The following is a 16,432-nucleotide window of genomic DNA, read 5'->3' as shown; positions in this document are numbered from 1 at the left end:
CGGATCGGATATTGCGGCAATGGCTGGCGAACGACATCGGATTATCACCATCGCAAATCAGAAGGGTGGTGTTGGTAAAACCACCACCGCAATTAACCTGGCAACGGCACTCGCGGCTATTGGCGAGCGCGTCCTGATCGTCGATCTCGATCCGCAGGGCAATGCCAGCACCGGGCTCGGTATCGACCGCCGGGATCGCAAACTCTCCTCTTATGACCTGATGGTCGGCGAGCGTGGCGTCGCGGAGGTCACACTCGAAACCGTAGTGCCCAATCTCTTTATCGTTCCGTCGACGATGGATCTGCTCGGCGTCGAGATGGAGATCTCGCAGCAGAGCGATCGGGTGTTCAAACTACGCAAAGCCCTGTCGTCGCCCGAAGCCATGGCGTTTTCGTATATTCTTCTGGATTGCCCGCCCTCGTTCAACCTGCTGACGATGAACGCGATGGCGGCAGCCCATTCGGTGTTGGTGCCGCTGCAGTGCGAATTCTTCGCGCTCGAAGGGCTGAGCCAGTTGCTGGAGACCGTCAGCCAGGTTCGTCGGACGGTCAATCCACGCCTGGATATTCAGGGGATCGTCCTGACAATGTTCGATGCGCGCAACAATCTCGCCCAGCAGGTGGTCAATGATGTGCGCACCCATCTCGGCGAAAAGGTTTACCACACGTTAATTCCGCGTAACGTACGGGTCTCCGAGGCCCCCTCCTACGGCAAGCCGGCTATTCTCTACGATCTGAAATGCGCGGGCAGCCAGGCCTATTTGCAGCTTGCTTCGGAGGTCATCCAACGCGAGCGCCAGAGACTGGCCGCGTAATTATCATTGCAGGGGTGAGTTGATCATGAATGACGATGTATCGAAAAGGCGATTGGGCCGTGGCCTTGCGGCGCTGATCGGTGAAATGGATCAGCCTGTTCCGGTGGAAGCTGAACGGACGATCAGTGCCGACCGGATGATTCCGATCGAGTTCGTCAGCCGCAACCCCCGCAATCCCCGTCGGTTCTTCGACGATACCGAGCTGCATGATCTTGCCAGTTCCATTCGCCAGCACGGGATCGTGCAGCCGATCGTCGTGCGGACGATGGGCCGGGATCAATATGAGATCATTGCTGGCGAGCGACGCTGGCGCGCCGCCCAATTGGCCGGGTTGATCGAAATCCCCGTCATTGTCCGCGACGTGGATGACAAGACGGCGCTGGAGATCGCCATTGTCGAAAACGTTCAGCGGGCGGATCTCAATCCACTCGAAGAGGCGCTGGGTTACGAGCAGTTAATTGCCGAATACGGTTATACGCAGAACGACCTCGGCGAAATCATCGGCAAAAGCCGCAGTCATGTGGCCAACTCCTTGCGCCTGCTGAAGCTGCCCGATCCGGTCCGCGATTTGCTGGCCGCCGGCAGCCTATCGGCCGGGCACGCGCGGGCGCTGGTTTCGACGCCTGACCCGGCAGGTCTTGCCCGCACCATTGTCGCCAAGGGCATGTCGGTGCGCGATGCGGAAAAGCTGGCGCAAAACAATATCAAAGCACAATCCGAGCCGCAGCTGGCCGCCGCGCGGCGAGATCAGAAAGATTCGGACACGCTGGCTTTGGAGCGGACGCTTTCCGATGCACTCGGCCTTGATGTTGCGATCAATCACAAGACGAGTGGCGGTCAGATCAAAATTTCCTATAAGTCGCTAGAGCAGCTCGAAGAAATCTGCCGGCTGCTTGAAAGGCGCTGAAGCTCGTGACGATCTTTCAGAGTCGCTCCGCGCGCTTTAGCTCCGCGTTTTCTGCCGTAACCGTTGCACACTTCCGCGCGAAATGCCTTGATCCATGTCGACCGGAACTCTGAAGCGGTTGCGGAATGGCGACATGCATAATGAGAGTTTTGGTCAGGCGGATTTACGGCCGGATTGAAGGGTGGTGGACAGAAGTGTTTGCATCGCGATGCTGTCTTCCAGCACCTGTCGCCGGCGGCTTTGCAGAATGGCGGCCTGCAGCCGATTGGATTCACGCGCGATGCTTTCCGCGGTCCATTGGCGCAGCGCCTGCTCGATGATCGGCTTGCGGCGGAAATGCAGATGACGACCCATCGTCTGCATGATCTGAGGCGCCTGCAGGTGTTTCTCCTGCATTTCAGCCCGCATCGCATCGAGCAGCTGAAACTGTTTCAGGCAGGCCTGCAGGACAAGAAAGATCGCGGTTTTTGAGCTGCTGATTTTCTGCATGGCGTGCAAAAATCCAATGAGATCGCCGCTCAGAATCGCATCGACGGCATCGTCGACGGAGATCGCACTGGCGTCACCAATTATTTCGGTAACGTGATGTTCTTCGACGGTCTGGAAGCCCCGGCAATAGAGGGCAAGCTTGCGCACCTCGTTGCGTGAAGCAATGCGATCGCCGCCGATCAAGCTGATCAGCGCCTGGCGGGCAGCCGGCGTGATGGCGAGTTTCTCGGCGCTCAATTCGGTATCGATCAGGGCATTCAGGGCGCGGCTGTCATCGGCATAGGACGGGATCGTCATGATCGATCGTGCGGCTTCGGCCGTCTTGCGAAGCAGGGAGCCCTTCTTCAAGTCACCAGCTTCGACGATCAGATGGGCGGCTTCGAGCGGTTTTTCAGCCAGCAGCGCCAAGGGATCGACAAGATATTTTTCATTGGCGGCGCCGCGGATCCAGATCAGCTTCTCGCCGCCGAACAGTCCGATAGACTGAGCCTCGTCGACCAGGCGTCCGGGATCCTTCTGCAGGTCGCCGATATCGAGCTTGGTCAGCGAGAAAGGATCATCGAGGGCAACACCGGTCTTGCCGGCCAGCAGAGCTGCGCGCTCCGAAACCAGACCCCGGTCGGGCCCGTAAATGACGAAGATCCGGTAATTTCGCGCCGATTTCTGCAGGAAAGTTTCGAATTCGTGGGATTTTATCTCCGCCACATCTCCGCCCTCAGCGGCTGAGCGCAGCGGCGATATCGGCCCCGACGAATTCCGCCACCTGATCGGCCGCGCGGTTCTCGGCGTCGCGGATCGCCCGCTGCTTGGCGAATTCCTGGTCAGGGAAGTCCACCAGGGCCGTGGTGGCGCGGTTTCCGGCCTTGATGACGTGGTTATCGGTCGAAGCGCGCAGCGTGTAGGTGACGCTGACGGTGACACGGCCGGCGCGCGAGGTATCGGCCGAATCCGTCAGCAGCGTGTCGGCCACAGAGGAGGTGGCGTGCAAGTCGACCTGGTAGTCCGGCTTTTCAGGTTCGCCGGCACCACGCGACGCCAGGAAGATCAAGTGATTGCGGACCTGCTGCTCGACCCGGCTGCCTGCCGGGGAAAAGCCGACCGAGGCAAGCTTTTCGGTGAGGCCGGAATTTTCCGAATAAAGCGGCCGGACCTGACAGGCAGAGAGAAAAGCCGCGGAGGCAAGGATCATGACGATGCCGGCGTTGCGAACCAGCTTGCAAGCGATATCAGACGACAATGTTCACAATCCTTTGGGGAACCACGATGATCTTCTTCGGCGCCTGCCCGTTCAGCGCGTTCTTCACCGCCTCCAGATCCAGCACGGCGTTGGTGACGGCATTCTGATCTGCGTCGCGAGAAATTGTCAATTCGGCGCGTTTCTTGCCGTTGATCTGGACTGGCAGGACGACATCGTTTTCGATGACGAGCGTTTCGTCGTATCGCGGCCAATCGGTCCGGGCAAGCAGCCCCTTGTTGCCGAGTGCGGTCCAGCATTCCTCAGCCAGATGCGGCGTCATCGGCGCGACCAGCTGAACGAGGATCTCGGCGGCATCGCGCACCGCCGCGCGATAGGTCGCATCACCCTCGCCCGCCGCGACCCTGGTCATCGGCGCCGCCAGCGCGTTGACGAGTTCATAGATTCGGGCGACGGCCTTGTTGAACCAGAGCTTGTCGTAATCGTTCTCGACGGCCTTCAGGGTCCTATGGGCGGCCTGCGAGATCGACAATGCTTCCCCCCCGGTTGCGGGCGCAGGCGCGACCGCGGAAAGCGCAGCCGCGGCTTCGGAAATCAACCGCCACAGACGCTGGGTGAAACGATGGGCGCCTTCGACGCCGGCTTCGGACCAGATGACGTCGCGCTCCGGCGGGGAGTCCGACAGGACGAAGAAACGGGCGGTATCGGCGCCATAAGAGGCGATGATATCGTCGGGATCGACGACGTTCTTCTTCGATTTCGACATCTTTTCGATCGAGCCGATCGCAATTTCCTCGCCCGTCGTCAGCAGGGAGGCGCGGCGTTTGCCGTCGATCTCCTCGATGCGGATGTCGGCCGGCGCCACCCATTCCCGGCTGCCGCCGGCCCCGCGGCTATAGGTCTCGTGAACCACCATGCCCTGGGTGAAGAGACCCTTGAACGGCTCGGTCGCGGCGACATGGCCGGTCTCGCGCATGGCGCGGGTGAAGAAGCGGGAATAGAGCAGATGCAGGATCGCATGCTCGATGCCGCCGATATACTGGTCGACCGGGAGCCAACGGTTAGCCGCCTCAGGATCGGTCGGCTTGCCTTCCCAAGGGGCGGTGAAGCGGGTGAAATACCAGCTCGAATCGACGAAGGTGTCCATCGTATCCGTCTCGCGGCGAGCGTCCTTGCCGCAGGTCGGGCAGGAGACGTGCCGCCAGGTCGGATGACGGTCGAGCGGATTCCCCGGCTGGTCGAAGGTGACGTCGTCGGGCAGCTTGACCGGCAGGTCCCTCTTCGGCACCGGCACCACGCCGCAATCGTCGCAATGGATGACCGGGATCGGGCAGCCCCAATAACGCTGCCGGGAAATACCCCAGTCGCGCAGACGGAAGTTGACCTTGCGTTCGCCCTGCGGCGCATTGCCGAGCGAAGCGGCCGACAGCCGGTCGGCAACGATATTGAAGGCTTCCTCCGTCGTCTTACCGTCGAGGAAGCGCGAATTGATCATCACGCCTTCGCCGTCATAGGCCGTGTCGCCGACGGAAAAGCTCGCTGCATCGCCATCCCTTGGCATGACGACGGCCACGACCGGCAAGCCGTATTTGCGGGCAAAATCAAGGTCGCGCTGGTCGCCCGAGGGGCAGCCGAAGATCGCGCCGGTGCCGTAATCCATCAGCACGAAATTGGCGATATAGACAGGCAGTTCCCAGGAGGGATCGAGCGGATGGCGGACGCGGATACCGGTATCCATGCCCTTCTTCTCGGCGGTCTCGAGGGCGGCGAGCGAGGTGCCGGCCCGGCGGCACTCCTCGCAGAAGGCCTCGATATCGGCATTCCTTGCGGCGGCGTCCTTCGCCAGCGGATGGTCGGCAGCGATCGCCAGGAAGGAGGCGCCGAACAGCGTGTCCGGCCGGGTGGTATAGACCGTGACTTCGCTCTCGCCGGCGGGCGCCGTTTCCGGCACGATCTCCCAGCGTACCGTCAGACCCTCCGAACGGCCGATCCAGTTCTTCTGCATCAGACGCACTTTTTCCGGCCACTGGTCGAGCGTATCCAGCGCGTCGAGCAGATCCTGGCTGAAATCAGTGATCTTGAAGAACCATTGCGTCAGTTCGCGCTGTTCGACCAGCGCGCCGGACCGCCAGCCGCGGCCGTCGATCACCTGCTCGTTGGCGAGCACGGTGTTGTCGACCGGGTCCCAGTTGACCTTCGACTGCTTGCGGTAGACCAGGCCTTTCTCGAGGAAATCCAGGAAGAGATGCTGCTGGTGCTGGTAATATTCGACGTCGCAGGTGGCGAATTCGCGGCTCCAGTCCAGCGACAGCCCCATGGCCTTCAGCTGCGCCTTCATCGAGCCGATATTCTGGTAGGTCCAGGAGGCCGGATGCACGCCACGCTCCATGGCGGCGTTCTCCGCCGGCATGCCGAAGGCGTCCCAGCCCATCGGGTGCAGCACGTTGTAGCCGCGGGCGCGTTTGTAGCGGGCAACGACATCGCCCATGGCGTAATTGCGGACATGGCCCATGTGGATGCGCCCCGACGGATAGGGGAACATTTCGAGGACGTAATATTTTTCGCGCGGATCTGAGTTGTCGGTCTCGAAGACCTTGTCTTCGTTCCATTTCTGCTGCCAGCGGGGCTCGGCGTCGCGCGGATTATAACGTTCGGTGGCCATGTTATTCGAAATTCCGGAAAATCAGGGGAGGTTGGTCGAGACCTTCACCATGAAACCACCGTAGCGTCAAGTTTTGCAGGCGCTGCAAGCGGCCGATCTTCGTTGCGGTCAGGCGATTTCGCCGGAGCGGGTCTTGGCAAGCACAGATTGGCTGGTTAGTTCATTGCCAATCCTTTCATGCAGGTATGTCGAGGCAGAACGATGGAACTTCAAGAGCGGTTGAACGACGTGCGGTCGCGGATTGCCGCTGGTGAACGCCCGGCAGCGCGGCCTGCGGGGTCCGTTCAGCTCGTCGCCGTGTCGAAGACCTTCGAGGCGGAGGCGATCCGCCCGGCCATCGACGCTGGACAGCGCGTCTTCGGTGAGAACCGGGTGCAGGAGAGCCAGGGCAAGTGGCCGGCGCTGAAAGCCGAACAGCCGGATATCGTGCTGCATCTGATCGGACCGCTGCAATCGAACAAGGCGGCGGATGCGGTGGCGCTTTTCGACGTCATCGAGACGGTGGACCGGGAAAAGATCGCCCGCGCGCTGGCCGAGGAGATGAAGCGGCAGGACAAGTGGCCGCGGCTCTACGTGCAAGTCAATACCGGGCTCGAGCCGCAGAAGGCCGGCATCGCCCCTGACGACACGCTGGCTTTCGTTACGCTCTGCCGCGATGAACTCGGTCTTTCCATCGAAGGTCTGATGTGCATTCCGCCGGCCGAGGAAAATCCCGGCCCGCATTTCGCCCTGCTGGCAAAGCTTGCGCTCACATGCGGCGTCGAAAAATTGTCCATGGGTATGTCGGGCGATTATGAAACGGCGATCGCCTTCGGCGCCACCAGCGTGCGTGTAGGATCGGCAATTTTCGGCACGCGCTGAAACCCTGCTTTGGTCGGGCTTCCCGTCCCGCTTCCCTCCGCCTAGATTATGATCGAGGCTTTCCTGGGGAGGAGCAGATGCAGAACGGCTATCGTCAGGCCTATTCGGCCTGGAAAGGCGATCCCGAAGCCTTCTGGGGCGATGCTGCCGCCGATATCGACTGGTTCAAACCGCCGGAGCGGGTATTTTCGCCCGACGAAGGCGTCTATGGCCGCTGGTTCGCAGGGGCCGAAACCAATACCTGCCACAATTGCCTGGACCGGCATGTGGCCGCCGGGCGCGGCGGCGACACGGCTGTTATCTTCGACAGTGCGATGACTGGCGAAAAGCGTCGCTTCACTTACGACGAAGTGCTTCACGAGGTGAAGGCTATCGCCGCGACGCTGGTCGACCTCGGGATCGCCAGAGGTGATCGTGTGATCCTCTATATGCCGATGGTCCCGCAGGCGGTGTTTTCGATGCTTGCCTGCGCCCGCATCGGTGCGGTGCACTCCGTCGTCTTCGGTGGCTTTGCCGCCAGCGAGCTTGCTGCCCGCATCGACGATTGCGGTGCGAAGCTGGTGATCACCGCGAGCTGCGGGCTCGAACCCGGCCGCATCGTTGCCTACAAGCCTCTGGTCGACCAGGCAATCGAGATGGCGCGTTCGAAGCCGGAGTGCTGTCTGGTGCTGCAACGGCCGGAGGATCGGGCCGATCTGGCCAGCGGCCGCGACCAGGATTTCGAAGCGGCGGTGGCGCGGCATCGCGGCGCCGAGATCGCCTGTGTTCGAGTCAAGGCGACCGACCCGCTTTACATCCTCTACACCTCCGGCACCACCGGCCAGCCGAAGGGCGTCGTGCGCGACAATGGCGGCCATATGGTCGCGCTCCACTGGTCGATGCGGAATATCTACGGCCTGAAACCGGGCGAGGTGTTTTGGACGGCTTCGGATATCGGCTGGGTCGTCGGACATTCCTATATCGTCTATGCGCCGCTGATCTCAGGCGTCACCACCCTGATCTTCGAGGGTAAACCCATCGGCACGCCGGATGCCGGCGCATTCTGGCGTGTCGTTTCGGAATATCAGGTGCGAGTGCTGTTCACGGCGCCGACGGCATTCCGCGCCATTCGCCGGGAGGACGGCGACGGGGAACTGATGCGGCGGTATCCGATGCCGGATCTGCGGGCGCTGTTTCTGGCCGGCGAGAGGGCGGATCCGGAGACGCTGAAATGGGCGGAGCGCATGCTCGCCATCCCCGTCATCGATCACTGGTGGCAGACGGAGACCGGCTGGCCGATCGCCGCCAATCCGCTTGGCCTTGGTGCCCTTCCCGTCAAGCACGGTTCGCCGGCGCTGCCGATGCCCGGTTATGATATCGCCGTGCTCGACGATGCCGGCCATCCGATCGAGGCGGGGACGCTCGGCAATATCGTCATCAAGCTTCCCTTGCCGCCCGGTTGCTTGCCGACCCTCTGGAACGCGGACGAGCGTTTCCGGTCGGCCTATCTCGACGAGTTTCCCGGCACCTACAAGACCGCCGATGCCGGCTATGTCGACGAGGACGGGTATCTGTTCATCATGTCGCGCACCGACGACATCATCAATTGCGCCGGTCATCGGCTCTCCACCGGGGCGATGGAGGAAGTCTGCGCCCGTCATCCCGATGTCGCCGAATGCGCGGTGATCGGCGTGATCGACAGGTTGAAGGGGCAGGTGCCGTGCGGCTTCCTGGTGCTGAAACGGAATGTTTCCCGCGAGGTGACGGCGATCGAATCAGAGGTGGTGGCGATGATTCGCGATCAGATCGGGCCTGTCGCCGCCTTCAAAATGGCTATCGCCGTTAACCGATTGCCGAAGACCCGCTCCGGCAAAATCCTGCGCGGCACGATGCAGAAAATTGCCGACGGCATACCCTGGAAAATGCCCGCAACCATTGACGATCCAACGGTTTTGGAGGAAATCGCCGAGGCGTTGCGCGGGCGCGGTTTGGGCTCCCTGCCGATGTGAAATTAAGCATTTCATAAGCCTGATTGAGGAATTGTTAACCATGTGATGCAAGGGTTCGTTAACGGCAATGGCTTGCATAGCAGGCTTTGCATGACGCGGTCGCCGTTACCCGGCCTGCTGCTAGGTCCTCAAATCGATCGCGATTTCAGGACAAATTGTGCAGCAGTTGAAGTGCTACAGAATCCTTTGCGCATCTGAAGAGACGCGCGGCGCTGTAGTCCGGATGCCCCTTTCTCAATGATTGTGGAACGGATCATGACAAGCATCCTTACCAACAACGCTGCCATGGCAGCGCTGCAGACTTTGCGCGGCGTAAACGACGGCCTCAAGGACACCCAGGGCCGAGTCTCGTCGGGTTATCGTGTCGAAAAGGCGTCCGACAACGCTGCCTACTGGTCGATCGCGACGACCATGCGTTCCGACAACAAGGCGCTTTCGGCCGTCTCCGACGCGCTCGGGCTTGGCGCGGCCAAGGTCGATACCGCCTATTCGGCGATGGACAGTGCGCTCGACGTCGTCAGCGACATCAAGGCGAAGATCGTCGCCGCCACGGAAAAAGGCGTCGACAAGACCAAGATCCAGCAGGAACTCGACCAGCTGCAGGAGCAACTGCTCAGCATCGCCCAGTCGGCGTCCTTCTCCGGTGAAAACTGGGTCGCCGGCGCCTCCGGCACCAAGAGCGTGGTTTCCTCCTTCGTCCGCGACGGCAGCAACGCCGTTTCGGTGAAGATGACGGATTACGTGCTCGATTCAGGCTCGCTTGGCAACGTGCTCTTCGGCATGACCAGCACCGGCGCGATCGAGACCAGCAGCGGGATTATCGGCACCGCCTTCAATGGAACCTATGGCGGCACCGTCATCGTCATGGCATCGATCTATGATCTCGACATTACCGGTTTCACCCAGGGTCAGCTCGACGCGGCCTTGACCGGTGTCGAACTGGTTCTCGGCGCCATGACCGCGGCCGGCTCGGCGCTCGGCTCGATCTCGACGCGTATCCAGCTGCAGGAAAATTTCGTTAGCGGTCTTCACGATTCGATCGACTCCGGCGTCGGCCGCCTGGTCGATGCCGATATGGAAGAAGAATCGAGCAAGCTCTCGGCGTTGCAGACGCAGCAGCAGCTCGCCGTCCAGTCGCTGTCGATCGCCAACAGCTCGGCGCAGAACATCCTCACCCTGTTCCGCAGCTAAGCCGACAGGCGATCCGCAACAAAAAACCCCGCCGATCAGCTCATATCGGCGGGGTTTTTCATGAGATCGTCGATCTCTCAGTACTGATCGTCGTCGTCCTCGTCCTTCGGCGCGGAGCGCAGCGAGCTCAGCTTGCGGAAGACGGCGTCGGCGTCGATTTCCTTTTCCTTTTCCTCCTCGCGCTCGTAGCCCGGGGTCAGGCGCTCGGTTTCCTGGGCCGATTGCAGCGTCGCGCCAAGCTCGGCGGCGGTCGGCAGCGGCCGGCCCTTGGAAGCCTTTTCCACTTCCATGTCGAGATCGATCTGGCTGCAGAGGCCAAGCGTTACCGGATCCATCGGCGCCAGGTTGGCGGAGTTCCAGTGGGTGCGCTCGCGGATCTGCTCGATGGTGGATTTCGTGGTGCCGACGAGGCGGGAAATCTGCGCGTCCTTCAGCTCCGGATGGTTGCGAACCAGCCAGAGAATGGCGTTCGGACGGTCCTGACGCTTGGAAACCGGCGTATAACGCGGGCCGCGGCGCTTGGATTCCGGCACGCGCACCTTGGGTTCGGAAAGCTTCAGCTTGTGGTTCGGATTGGCTTCGGCGCGGGCGATCTCATCGCGGGAGAGCTGTCCGGTTGAGATCGGATCGAGGCCCTTGATGCCCTGCGCCGCTTCGCCGTCGGCGATCGCCTTGACCTCGAGCGGATGCAGTTTGCAGAACTGCGCGATCTGATCGAAAGACAGTGCCGTGTTGTCGACAAGCCAGATGGCGGTCGCCTTCGGCATGAGCAGTGTTTGAGCCATGGATATAGTCCTTCTATCGTCCGCGCCGGTCGCGGTCCGTGGATTGTCACCACAATGTCCGGGAAATATGCCGCTATATAACCGCACTGTCGCAGAATTGCAATTCTTCCGAAATGAAATGACCTTTGTCTAATTGCCGCCACGATGCGAGCTGCTATGAATTGCCGTGATTTGAAATCCGGGCCCTAAACCCACGCGGCCCGTCGCATGTTCCATGAGGAGGAGTTGCATGTCGGAGAAGATCTATCCGGTGACGAAGCCGGTGAAGGCGCGCGCCCTGATCGATAAGGAAAAGTACCTGAAATGGTACGAGGAAAGCGTCGAGAACCCGGACAAGTTCTGGGGCAAACACGGCAAGCGGATCGACTGGTTCAAGCCCTATACCAAGGTCAAGAACACCTCCTTTACCGGCAAGGTCTCGATCAAGTGGTTCGAGGACGGCCAGACCAACGTCTCCTACAATTGCATCGACCGCCATCTGAAGACCAATGGCGACCAGGTGGCGATCATCTGGGAAGGCGACAATCCCTATATCGATAAGAAGGTCACCTATAACGAGCTCTACGAACATGTCTGCCGGATGGCGAACGTGTTGAAGAAGCACGGCGTCAAGAAGGGCGACCGTGTCACCATCTATATGCCGATGATCCCCGAAGCGGCTTACGCGATGCTCGCCTGCGCCCGCATCGGCGCGGTGCATTCGGTGGTCTTCGGCGGCTTTTCGCCGGAGGCCCTGGCGGGGCGCATCGTCGATTGCGAATCCACCTTCGTCATCACCTGCGACGAAGGGCTGCGCGGCGGCAAGCCGGTACCGCTGAAGGACAATACCGATACGGCGATCCATATCGCCGCCCGCCAGCACGTGCATGTCAGCAAGGTGCTGGTGGTGCGCCGCACCGGCGGCAAGACCGGCTGGGCGCCGGGCCGCGATCTCTGGCACCACCAGGAGATCGCCACGGTGAAGCCGGAATGCCCGCCGGTGAAGATGAAGGCGGAAGATCCGCTGTTCATTCTCTATACGTCAGGCTCGACCGGCAAGCCGAAGGGTGTGCTGCACACGACCGGCGGTTATCTCGTCTATGCGGCGATGACGCATGAATATGTCTTCGACTACCATCACGGCGATATCTACTGGTGCACCGCCGATGTCGGCTGGGTCACCGGCCACTCCTATATCGTCTACGGGCCGCTCGCCAACTGCGCGACGACGCTGATGTTCGAGGGCGTGCCGAATTTCCCCGACCAGGGCCGTTTCTGGGAAGTCATCGACAAACACAAGGTCAATATCTTCTATACCGCGCCGACGGCGATCCGTTCGCTGATGGGGGCCGGCGACGACTTCGTCACCCGCTCGTCGCGCTCGTCGCTCCGCCTGCTCGGCACTGTGGGCGAACCGATCAACCCGGAAGCCTGGGAGTGGTATTACAATGTCGTCGGCGACAAGCGCTGCCCGGTCATCGATACCTGGTGGCAGACGGAAACCGGCGGCCACATGATCACGCCGCTGCCCGGCGCCACCGACCTGAAACCCGGCTCGGCGACCACGCCGTTCTTCGGCATCAAACCGCAGCTGGTCGACAATGAGGGCAAGGTGCTGGAAGGGGCGGCCGACGGCAATCTCTGCATCACCGACAGCTGGCCGGGCCAGATGCGCACCGTCTATAGCGATCACGAGCGCTTCATCCAGACCTATTTCTCCACCTACAAGGGGAAATATTTTACCGGCGACGGCTGCCGGCGCGATGACGACGGCTATTACTGGATCACCGGCCGTGTCGACGACGTGCTCAACGTCTCCGGCCACCGGCTCGGCACAGCGGAGGTCGAATCCGCGCTCGTCTCGCACAATCTGGTGTCGGAAGCCGCCGTCGTCGGTTATCCCCACCCGATCAAGGGCCAGGGCATCTATTGCTATGTGACGCTGATGGCCGGCCACGAAGGAACGGACACGCTTCGCCAGGACCTGGTGAAACATGTGCGTGCCGAAATCGGTCCGATCGCCGCGCCCGACAAGATCCAGTTTGCGCCCGGCCTGCCGAAGACTCGCTCGGGCAAGATCATGCGCCGCATCCTGCGCAAGATCGCCGAAGACGATTTCGGTGCACTCGGCGATACCTCGACGCTCGCCGATCCGGCCGTCGTCGACGATCTGATCGCCAACCGGCAGAACAAGGCGACTGCCTGAATAGAAAGGCCGCTCCCTCTCTTTAAGTTGGAGCGGCCTTTTATTCTGCGTGGGAAATAAAGCTGCTTTTAGGCTACGTTTGCCAAATCGGATGGGAACCAAACCGCGCTGCCAGACGACGCCTTCATGATCTCAATGCTTCGTTCGCAGTCGCTACGTTTGACATAGCCTTCGCTGCTAACCGCGATGGTCTCAGCATTGGAAGCATCATACTTCCAACGCCATTCATTCCGCGCATCTTTATACATCCAGTAGGATGGGTATGTACGTGTGGCCATAATGGCCTCCTTACGTTTGATAACGTCAGGCTTGACCACGGCGGCATTATCTGACTCAATACCAATTGTACGGATGCCGTGTCCCGCACCTAACGCAATAGAGCGGGATGCAAGTCCAAAGCCGTCACTTTTCCTTGGTCGGGGGGTGGCGGCTTTTTCTTTGCTACAACGAAGTAAGGGGGATTCGCGCATCGGAGTCAAGAAAGCCCATATGTTGGGGGTCTGATCGTATGCAGAATTTCAAGTTTTTGTATTTTTATCAGACAGTTAATAAAGTTTTTCTTCTCTGCGCTGAGTTCCACAGAGAACACACAATGTAGCTAGGTCATGCTACCCGAGGCCGAATCAGAAATCGATCGCCCGGCCGTTGATCTCGTAATCGCCGAATCGGGCCGGCTCGGCGCCGCCGCGGCCGCCGGTCTCCGGTGGCAGCTCCAGCGGCTTCTGGTTCTTTCGCCGCTCCTCGGCTTCGGCAAGGGCGCGTTTGGCAGCCGGAGACAGCATCTTGCGCGGCGGCTCCGAGCCCTCGGCCGTCGGCGTTCGGCTATTGTCGTTATCGGCGTCCTGCATGGCATCTCCTGCCGGAAAATATTGAAAATGGCTGGTGAATAACCAAATCATAATGCGCCGATACCGCGATTGAAAGCTTATCACGGCGAAATCGGAGATGGAGATCCGCAATGAACCTCGTCCGCACTGCCATGTTGCTTGCCTTCATGACGGCGCTTTTCATGTTTGTCGGCTTTCTGATCGGCGGTCGCGCCGGCATGATGATCGCCTTCGTCATTGCCGCCGGCATGAATTTCTTCTCCTATTGGAATTCCGACCGCATGGTGCTTTCGGCCTATCGCGCCCAGCAGGTCGATGAACGCAACGCGCCTGAATTCTTTGCGATCGTGCGCGATCTCGCCCGCAATGCCGGTCTGCCGATGCCGAAGGTCTATCTCTACGACAGCCCGCAGCCGAATGCCTTCGCCACCGGCCGCAATCCCGAAAACGCTGCCGTTGCCGCTTCCACCGGCCTGCTCCAGGCACTGTCTCCGGAGGAAGTCGCCGGCGTGATGGCGCATGAGCTCGCCCATATCCAGAACCGCGACACGCTGACGATGACGATCACGGCAACGCTTGCCGGGGCGATCTCGATGCTCGGCAATTTCGCCTTCTTCTTCGGCGGCAACCGTGAAAACAACAACAATCCCCTCGGTTTCGTCGGCGTCCTCGTCGCGATGATCGTGGCGCCGCTTGCCGCCATGCTGGTGCAGATGGCGATCAGCCGGACGCGCGAATATTCCGCCGACCGCCGCGGCGCCGAGATCTGCGGCAATCCGCTCTGGCTTGCTTCCGCGCTCGGCAAGATCGCCCGTGGCGCCGCCCACGTGCCGAACGAAGATGCCGAGCGCAATCCGGCGACCGCGCATATGTTCATCATCAATCCGCTCTCCGGCGAGCGTATGGACAATCTGTTTTCGACGCATCCGAACACGGAAAACCGCATCGCTGCGCTGCAGGACATGGCGCAAGGCGGCATGAACGTCTCGACGCCGCCGGTTCGGGCTGCTAATCCGTCGCGCAAATCGCGCTCTGTTCCGGATACGGGTCTTGGTCGCGGTGGTTCGCAACCGCCAAAAGGTCCATGGTCTTGAATTCAGACGGCACGAAGAAACCATCCCGCAAACATAAGCCCTCCACCGAGCGATCCGCGCCGGCAAAACCGGGCCTGCAGGCCCGGGCTGCAGCGGCAAAAATTCTCGGCGCCGTCGTCGATCGCAAGCTGCCGCTCGACGGCGCACTCGATCACGAACATGGCAATCCGGCCTACCGGGCGCTTGGCGAAAGCGACCGGGCGCTCGTCCGCGCCATCCTGAACACGACGCTGCGGCATCTGCCGCGCATCGATGCGGCGATTGCAGCGCTGCTGGAATCGCCGCTGCCGGAGGGGGCTCGGGCGCTGCAGCATGTGCTGGCAATCGGGGCGGCGCAGATCCTCTATCTCGACGTGCCGGATCATTCGGCTGTCGATCTTGCCGTCGAGCAGGCCAATCAGGATCCGCGCAACCGGCGTTTCGCCAAGCTGGTCAATGCCGTTCTCCGCCGGCTCGGCCGCGAGAAGGGTGAGGTGCTCGTCGAGATCGGCAAGGTCGCGCCGATGCCGGCCTGGTTCGTCGCCAGGCTGGAAAAGGCCTATGGCCGGGACGCGGCGCTGGCCATTTCGGAATCCCAGCTTCAACCAGCCGCAATCGATCTGACCGTCAAATCGGACGCCGAAGGCTGGGCAAAGCGGCTGAACGGTGTTGTCCTTCCCACCGGCGGCGTGCGGCTTGCCGCCTTCGACGGCGGCATCCCTTCGCTCGAAGGTTTCGACGAAGGCGCGTGGTGGGTGCAGGATGCGGCCGCAAGCATCCCGGCCAAGCTTTTCGGCGATCTCTCGGGCAAGCGCGCCGCCGATCTCTGTGCTGCGCCCGGCGGCAAGACGGCGCAGCTCATTCTTGCCGGCGGCACGGTCACCGCACTCGACCAGTCGCAAAGCCGGCTGAGACGGCTGCGGTCGAATCTCGACCGGCTCGGCCTTGAGGCTGAAACGATCGCGGCGGATCTGACGGCATTCGAGCCAGCCGAGCGTTTCGACGCGATCCTGCTCGACGCCCCCTGCTCCTCCACCGGCACGACGCGCCGACACCCGGACGTGTTGTGGACCAAGGGGCCCGAGGATATCGGCAGGCTGGCGGCGCTGCAGGAGCGGCTTCTGCGTCATGCGCTGACATTGCTGAAGCCAGATGGAACGCTGGTTTTTTCGAATTGTTCGCTGGATCCGGCCGAAGGCGAGGAGGTCGTCGCTCGCGTTCTGGCCGATACGGATGGGATCGAGCGCGTTCAAATCGATGCCGGCGACTGGTCCGGCCTGGAAGCGGCGATCACGCCGCTCGGTGAATTCCGCACGCTTCCCACCATGCTGAAAATGCCCGACGGCATCGCCTCCGGCCTTGACGGCTTTTATGCCGCCGTGCTGCGGCGCGTGGCCTGATTGCTCACGCCCGTTGCGGCGCATCCGCCCATGGAAGAGGCTTCACATCCGCGCG

The 16,432-nt window shown here is 61.3% G+C and carries 14 protein-coding genes; 8 read left to right on the top strand and 6 right to left on the bottom strand.

Annotated features, from left to right (window positions below):
* Positions 1-19: 19 nt before the first annotated feature.
* Complete coding sequence (locus ATY75_RS07025) at positions 20-814, top strand: ParA family protein (RefSeq protein WP_088936971.1); 795 nt, start codon at positions 20-22, stop codon at positions 812-814.
* A gap of 25 nt (positions 815-839) precedes the next feature.
* Positions 840-1,721: a ParB/RepB/Spo0J family partition protein gene (locus ATY75_RS07020; RefSeq protein WP_088936970.1), complete on the top strand. Its 882-nt coding sequence runs from the start codon at positions 840-842 to the stop codon at positions 1,719-1,721.
* A 153-nt stretch (positions 1,722-1,874) separates the two neighbouring features.
* Here ATY75_RS07020 and holA read toward each other — a convergent pair whose 3' ends face one another.
* The 3 genes from holA to leuS are packed head-to-tail and all read right to left on the bottom strand — an operon-like array spanning position 1,875 to position 6,067.
* The gene (holA, locus tag ATY75_RS07015; RefSeq protein ID WP_088936969.1) at positions 1,875-2,915 is read right to left on the bottom strand and encodes a DNA polymerase III subunit delta; all 1,041 of its coding nucleotides are present in this window, start codon (positions 2,913-2,915) and stop codon (positions 1,875-1,877) included.
* A gap of 10 nt (positions 2,916-2,925) precedes the next feature.
* Positions 2,926-3,447: an LPS assembly lipoprotein LptE gene (gene lptE, locus ATY75_RS07010; protein ID WP_088936968.1), complete on the bottom strand. Its 522-nt coding sequence runs from the start codon at positions 3,445-3,447 to the stop codon at positions 2,926-2,928.
* Positions 3,437-6,067 carry a leucine--tRNA ligase gene (gene leuS, locus ATY75_RS07005; RefSeq protein ID WP_088936967.1) on the bottom strand — a complete coding sequence of 877 codons (2,631 nt, stop codon included), beginning with the start codon at positions 6,065-6,067 and terminating at the stop codon, positions 3,437-3,439. The genes lptE and leuS overlap by 11 nt, the downstream gene beginning before the upstream one ends.
* 201 nt (positions 6,068-6,268) lie before the next feature.
* On the opposite strand from leuS, the gene ATY75_RS07000 reads away from it, so the two are divergent.
* The 3 genes from ATY75_RS07000 (at position 6,269) to ATY75_RS06990 (ending at position 10,107) form a co-directional block, all read left to right on the top strand.
* Positions 6,269-6,928 (top strand): YggS family pyridoxal phosphate-dependent enzyme, encoded by a 660-nt coding sequence (locus tag ATY75_RS07000; RefSeq protein ID WP_088936966.1) that lies wholly within the window; start codon positions 6,269-6,271, stop codon positions 6,926-6,928.
* Positions 6,929-7,005: 77 nt separating this feature from the next.
* Positions 7,006-8,916, top strand: a complete 1,911-nt coding sequence (locus ATY75_RS06995) for a propionyl-CoA synthetase (RefSeq protein WP_088936965.1) — start codon at positions 7,006-7,008, stop codon at positions 8,914-8,916.
* Positions 8,917-9,171: 255 nt separating this feature from the next.
* Complete coding sequence (locus tag ATY75_RS06990; RefSeq protein WP_088937018.1) at positions 9,172-10,107, top strand: flagellin; 936 nt, start codon at positions 9,172-9,174, stop codon at positions 10,105-10,107.
* A 77-nt stretch (positions 10,108-10,184) separates the two neighbouring features.
* On the opposite strand, the gene ATY75_RS06985 is transcribed toward ATY75_RS06990, so the two are convergent.
* Complete coding sequence (locus ATY75_RS06985; RefSeq protein ID WP_064841204.1) at positions 10,185-10,892, bottom strand: DUF1013 domain-containing protein; 708 nt, start codon at positions 10,890-10,892, stop codon at positions 10,185-10,187.
* Positions 10,893-11,121: 229 nt separating this feature from the next.
* Between ATY75_RS06985 and acs the strand changes: the two genes are divergently transcribed.
* The gene (gene acs / locus ATY75_RS06980; RefSeq protein ID WP_088936964.1) at positions 11,122-13,077 is read left to right on the top strand and encodes an acetate--CoA ligase; all 1,956 of its coding nucleotides are present in this window, start codon (positions 11,122-11,124) and stop codon (positions 13,075-13,077) included.
* Positions 13,078-13,145: 68 nt separating this feature from the next.
* Here the strand turns inward: acs and ATY75_RS06975 are convergent, their stop codons facing one another.
* A complete protein-coding gene (locus ATY75_RS06975) occupies positions 13,146-13,355 on the bottom strand; it encodes a DUF1508 domain-containing protein (protein ID WP_082935701.1) in 210 nt (69 codons plus the stop codon).
* 345 nt (positions 13,356-13,700) lie between these two features.
* Entirely contained in the window at positions 13,701-13,925 is a 225-nt protein-coding gene (locus ATY75_RS06970; protein ID WP_064841202.1) for a DUF1674 domain-containing protein, read from the bottom strand.
* 110 nt (positions 13,926-14,035) lie between these two features.
* Between ATY75_RS06970 and htpX the strand changes: the two genes are divergently transcribed.
* Positions 14,036-14,998, top strand: coding sequence for a zinc metalloprotease HtpX (htpX, locus tag ATY75_RS06965; RefSeq protein WP_012559379.1), 963 nt, complete (start codon positions 14,036-14,038; stop codon positions 14,996-14,998).
* On the top strand, positions 14,989-16,377 hold the full coding sequence (locus ATY75_RS06960) for an RsmB/NOP family class I SAM-dependent RNA methyltransferase (protein WP_088936963.1): 1,389 nt from the start codon (positions 14,989-14,991) through the stop codon (positions 16,375-16,377). The genes htpX and ATY75_RS06960 overlap by 10 nt, the downstream gene beginning before the upstream one ends.
* Positions 16,378-16,432 lie beyond the last annotated feature (55 nt).

The organism is Rhizobium sp. N122, from assembly GCF_002211295.1.
Classification (GTDB): domain Bacteria; phylum Pseudomonadota; class Alphaproteobacteria; order Rhizobiales; family Rhizobiaceae; genus Rhizobium.
The sequence above is the reverse complement of the archived record's forward strand: the minus strand, read 5'-3'. Positions and strand labels throughout refer to the sequence as shown.

Excerpts from the sequence above, each read along its gene's own strand:
- ATY75_RS07025 (WP_088936971.1), top strand. The coding sequence starts at position 20 with ATGGCTGGCGAACGACATCGGATTATCACCATCGCAAATCAGAAGGGT.
- ATY75_RS07020 (WP_088936970.1), top strand. The coding sequence starts at position 840 with ATGAATGACGATGTATCGAAAAGGCGATTGGGCCGTGGCCTTGCGGCG.
- leuS (WP_088936967.1), bottom strand. The coding sequence starts at position 6,067 with ATGGCCACCGAACGTTATAATCCGCGCGACGCCGAGCCCCGCTGGCAG.
- ATY75_RS07000 (WP_088936966.1), top strand. The coding sequence starts at position 6,269 with ATGGAACTTCAAGAGCGGTTGAACGACGTGCGGTCGCGGATTGCCGCT.
- ATY75_RS06995 (WP_088936965.1), top strand. The coding sequence starts at position 7,006 with ATGCAGAACGGCTATCGTCAGGCCTATTCGGCCTGGAAAGGCGATCCC.
- ATY75_RS06990 (WP_088937018.1), top strand. The coding sequence starts at position 9,172 with ATGACAAGCATCCTTACCAACAACGCTGCCATGGCAGCGCTGCAGACT.
- ATY75_RS06985 (WP_064841204.1), bottom strand. The coding sequence starts at position 10,892 with ATGGCTCAAACACTGCTCATGCCGAAGGCGACCGCCATCTGGCTTGTC.
- acs (WP_088936964.1), top strand. The coding sequence starts at position 11,122 with ATGTCGGAGAAGATCTATCCGGTGACGAAGCCGGTGAAGGCGCGCGCC.
- ATY75_RS06975 (WP_082935701.1), bottom strand. The coding sequence starts at position 13,355 with ATGGCCACACGTACATACCCATCCTACTGGATGTATAAAGATGCGCGG.
- ATY75_RS06970 (WP_064841202.1), bottom strand. The coding sequence starts at position 13,925 with ATGCAGGACGCCGATAACGACAATAGCCGAACGCCGACGGCCGAGGGC.
- htpX (WP_012559379.1), top strand. The coding sequence starts at position 14,036 with ATGAACCTCGTCCGCACTGCCATGTTGCTTGCCTTCATGACGGCGCTT.
- ATY75_RS06960 (WP_088936963.1), top strand. The coding sequence starts at position 14,989 with ATGGTCTTGAATTCAGACGGCACGAAGAAACCATCCCGCAAACATAAG.